Raw genomic sequence first — 4,472 nt, 5'->3', positions numbered from 1 at the left:
GGTCTGACCAATTCTTTTTTAAGAACTCTCCGAAAGCCTCTTGACAAAAGACTTACAGCCTTAACTTGTCACCAATGCCTACTCGCAGGCAAATTGTAACTAAGCGCGATGTAAACTTTTTCATTGAAAAACTCTGTTTTTTCGGTGACGACTGTAATATACAAGAATTGCTGTTGTTGGTTTGCAGATCTATCTAAAGATAGGACTTTGAACCAATTTATGGTGTTAGCATTTTTCCCAAATCAACCTCAACAAAAAAGTTTTTGGCACTGCGGCCCCAACAGGCGACCGATCGCAACTACGAACTCAAGAAAGGTACATTTACTACTTCCCCTGGCACCGATCCGACTTGCACTTTCAGCCCTTCGCCTCCCGCTTTTGTGCGGATGTAAGCAAGACCAAAAAAGCCGGATTCAGTTTCCGTAAAACTGGTGAGTTTGCCGATTTTTTCGTCTCCGATTGTGACTGCTGTTCCGGGTTCAACCGCACCGCTCAAATGCACCCCCCAAAGTTGCTGTTTGACTCCTTTGTAGGTGTTCAACCGGGCAATTGTTTCTTGACCGATGTAGCAGCCTTTGTCATAGGTAATCGTGTGTAAAAGGCGGGCTTCTAGGGGGTTGTAATCATCTGTTAGTTCAAAATCGGGGGCGGGGCGTCCTTGTTCGATTCGCAGTTGTTCCCAAACTCGATCGCCCATCGGTACGGCCCCAGCTTTGACTAATTCTTTCCACAAGTTGGCTGCATCGCCAGCTTGCGCAATTAACGTGTATCCGGGAGTTGCTAAACCGCTACCAACAGCGACTCGAACCCCCCCTTCATCCCCCCCTTGGTAAGGGGGGGAAAGAGGGGGGGTTTTTATCAATTTGTGAGTAGCGTAAGGTTGATTTTCGAGTTCGGTAACTCCGATTTTTTCTAGTAGTTGAGTGCTTTCCGGGCCGAGGAAACTGAAAGCAACTGTTGTATCGGTTAAATCTGTTAACTCAACGCGATCCATTGGGAAAATATAGCGATCGAGCAATTCCAGTAGTTGGCGGCGGCGGTTGGCTGAGACTAGCAGCAGTACGGCATCTTCTGTAGCGTAAGCGGTGGCGAGGTCGATCGTCCGGGCGGTGGAAGTCACGAAAACGGTGTCGCAACCTTGACCGGGTTTGAGTATATTGAAGTTATTGGTACTTTGATTGTGCAAGAACCGCAGGCGATCGCTGTCTGAGATTTGAATGCGTCCCCAGTGAGTGCGATCGTACAAAGCCGCACCTTGTTTAGTTGCTGCGATCGCTTCTGCGTCGTTACCAAAACTGACAGGCACAATTTCTTTGGTTGTTAACTCTGCAAAAGTAGCACCTGCCTCTGCTTGAATGTCGTGCAATTCCTGAATCAGCATAAAATTTTGTTGATTGTTGACTGTTGACTGTTGACTGTTGACTGTTGACTGTTGACTGATGACTGATGACTACTGCTTTCTTGTCAACTGACAACTGACTATTTGTCCAAATTAGCGAATATTTCTTGTATTAATTGGCTAGCTTTGGCATCAAGACGATTCCAATCTACATCGCCAGTGTCATCGTCAATCAAGCTAGTATCAATTACAACTTCTTGGCTTTGGATTTGAGTGTGGGCGGGCTGGTAGTTGAGAAAGCAGACTCGATAGCAAAGTTCCCAAATATCGATGCATCTTTGCTCGCCTTGAAGCTCTAAAAGTAGTTGATAGCCCGGAATTGGAATCTGCACTTCTTGATAAGTGCCCGTCCAGACAGACTCTTCTAATTGTTTGCGGATGTTGTCGATCACTCGGATCATCGCTGGCTGCATCAGTAGTTCAGCTTGCTGCCACGCGATCGAACTGGTTATTTTAGGGTTCATATACACGGTTCTAAAAAAGAAAATCAATAAATTAATTTTCTAGCATTGGGTGCCAACTTTTGAGACATTCGCCACAAAATGTTAAATTTAGTTGCTGGCAAATTAAGACCAGGTTGTCAAAGAAACCGGGTTTCTCGCGATCGAGATTGAGCTTGGCCACGAAACACCTACGAAAAAACCGAATTTCTGGTCTTGCGCATAAATTACACAGAGAAACCCGGTTTTTTAGATAAATATTGACTTTAGCAAGGAGCGTCTAGGCAGAAACGGGGTTTCGAGCTCCGCAGATAAGTGGGAAATTGACTTTTGGGATGGGCGATGTAGGATTTGAACTGCCGACCTTGGGTTAAGTTACTTTAAGTTTAATGTTTAAGCTTAAAGGTGTCGTTATTTAGTTTTCCTCAAAATAAGCAAACTCAACAATTAAGTGAGGAAATTTTGGGGGAAACCGATATTGGACACGAGCGCATCGGCGCCTATCTGAAGGAATGTCAGAAGGCAGCACCTAGGGGCGTAAGCCTTAAGCGAGTTCAAAAAGGCGATCGCACCTATCTTAGTTTACAAATTACACTTGGGACTAAGCGCATTGAGCGTACCAGTGGCGAGACTTGCACCATGCAGGGCATTACCTCAGCCTTAGTGAAGGCTGAAAGGGTAGCCGAGGCTCTAAAGCGGATTCAGTCTGAATCAGAGTTCTTAGCGTGGTATGAGAAGGAGATTCTCAAGGTACATAAAATTAAAAATGACCTTGTAACCTTTGCTGAAGGAATAGCTAAAGCAGAAGCCGCGTACTGGGCTGGCACAGATAAAAAACACCGTTTGCGCGATCGCACTTCAATATCACAGCAAGCGACTTATAAGTCGGTCTACGGGCGCTTTTATGTTTTATTGCCACAGCAGCGATTATTCAACGCTAAAGACTTGTTGGAAGCGCTCAACACGAAGGAGCGTGGTACCAAAGTATACGGCGATTGCCTGTATGCTTTCAAAAAATTAGCTGCTGTGGTAGGTCATACCAATGTAATTGAAGCACTCGCAGCAATAAAGCATACTCAAATCAAGTTCCGTGAACTTCAGAACGCTGAGCTTGATTCGTTTTTAATGTGGATGCACCAATGCCGCCTAGAGGCGGGTGAAAAGTACGCACATCGTCGTGACCAATGGTTATGGGTATTCTCAATGCAGCTTATCTACGGCTTTCGAGTCCATGAGGTGTTCGCCATTCAGAACTTAGATAAACCATTCAAAACCAAGGACGGGGTAACTATACCCGCATTACGGGACACTAGCAACCTCAGGATGATAGCTGTGGTAGGTGACGTAACCGTTGGTGGCACTACCACTAAAACAGGCTATCGCTTGGCAGCGCCCATGCTTCCTCCCTCGCATCCTAATTTAATAGATGAGCTGAATATTAAAAGCGGTTCACCGCCTGAGTTTGTTATTAAGTCTACTGACCCTAGGGTCATCTGTGAGAAATACAGCCACTCAGCAGGACTGGCTTTGCGCCGTTGGAAGGCACCTGTTACCCAAACACACGCCCTGCGTCACTTGGCTAACCAGAATGGGAAACAGGCAGGCATATCTGCCGAGGATAGAGCCGCTAACTTAGGTCACTCTACAGCAATGAATACGAGTACCTATTTGAAGCGTGAAGCTACTAATACCCGCTTAGCTGCTATAGATGCTCAAAGCACTAAGATGATGCCCTTAGAGGGCGCTATCGCAGTGTTGAAAAGGGTAGGTGTTGTCCCAGAAACAGTGACGCTAATAAGTGAAATTTACGGGGTAAGTGTAGGGAAGCTGGTTTCAATGATGAGTTGACCGCAAAATTAAAAGCGGAAACACGCTGCGTGCATCTAGCGAACCATATTATGGTTCCCTAAGTGTGCGTAGCGCTTTGTATAGCGTTATATTTTCTGAACCATATTATGGTTCGGCAAAAGAGTATATCAAAGTATGTCACTTTTTCTTGACGCCTGTACTTGCGAAAATATTCCGAACCATATTATGGTTCGGGCTGAAAATTTACTCACGTCTATTAACATATTTTGCGCTGGATGTCATCCTGCTACAGTGTGAAATTTTTACTTTTTTGTGTAATGATGCGATAGAATACTGACAGAGCAAGAAACTGGAATCTTAAAGAAGGTACTCTTGCCCTACCCGCTCGCGGACAAAAAAAGTCCGCTATCCCTGGTAAGGACGCGGAAACAAATCGATTTAAAATAACAAGCTCACTATAACAACATTAAGTTTAATTTTTAAACTTACCCTTGCCGGAAGGGCATATCGCGGCACACTTGTTTCTCAACTTTAACACCAGGGGTAGCGGTTGTCAACAATTTATTGAGGCAACTGACACTATATGGCTACTTCAGAACTAGACCAACTTAACAAAACTTCACAGTTAAGCGAAGAAGAAATCTTAGAACTCAAGGTCAAGCACATCAATGAATGGGTAGAGGGGAGCGGGGTTGATTTCAAGCTCGCCTGGCTAGCCGTCAAAACTTTGACTGACCATGCTTTCATCCCACATTCCGCAGATATTTAGACAAATTTAATAGTTTTAAATTGGGAGGGATAAAGCCATGGAATCAATATATAGC

The 4,472-nt window shown here is 44.9% G+C and carries 4 protein-coding genes; 2 read left to right on the top strand and 2 right to left on the bottom strand.

Going from position 1 to position 4,472, the window contains the following annotated elements:
- Positions 1–298 precede the first annotated feature (298 nt).
- Positions 299–1,378, bottom strand: coding sequence for a CAF17-like 4Fe-4S cluster assembly/insertion protein YgfZ (gene ygfZ / locus QUB61_RS38025; RefSeq protein ID WP_333136482.1), 1,080 nt, complete (start codon positions 1,376–1,378; stop codon positions 299–301).
- A 101-nt stretch (positions 1,379–1,479) separates the two neighbouring features.
- The gene (locus tag QUB61_RS38020) at positions 1,480–1,863 is read right to left on the bottom strand and encodes a hypothetical protein (protein WP_333136480.1); all 384 of its coding nucleotides are present in this window, start codon (positions 1,861–1,863) and stop codon (positions 1,480–1,482) included.
- Between the two features lie 381 nt (positions 1,864–2,244).
- Between QUB61_RS38020 and QUB61_RS38015 the strand changes: the two genes are divergently transcribed.
- Positions 2,245–3,687 (top strand): hypothetical protein, encoded by a 1,443-nt coding sequence (locus QUB61_RS38015; RefSeq protein WP_333136477.1) that lies wholly within the window; start codon positions 2,245–2,247, stop codon positions 3,685–3,687.
- Positions 3,688–4,231: 544 nt separating this feature from the next.
- Positions 4,232–4,417, top strand: coding sequence for a hypothetical protein (locus tag QUB61_RS38010; RefSeq protein ID WP_333136475.1), 186 nt, complete (start codon positions 4,232–4,234; stop codon positions 4,415–4,417).
- Positions 4,418–4,472 lie beyond the last annotated feature (55 nt).

It is taken from the genome of Microcoleus sp. C2D2, assembly GCF_036702495.1.
Lineage (GTDB): Bacteria > Cyanobacteriota > Cyanobacteriia > Cyanobacteriales > Microcoleaceae > Microcoleus.
Note: the sequence above shows the minus strand (reverse complement) of the source record. Positions and strands in the feature narration are given on the sequence as shown.

What these genes read in the sequence shown, in the direction of transcription:
- QUB61_RS38010 (WP_333136475.1), top strand. Translation starts at nt 4,232, where the DNA reads ATGGCTACTTCAGAACTAGACCAACTTAACAAAACTTCACAGTTAAGC.
- QUB61_RS38020 (WP_333136480.1), bottom strand. Translation starts at nt 1,863, where the DNA reads ATGAACCCTAAAATAACCAGTTCGATCGCGTGGCAGCAAGCTGAACTA.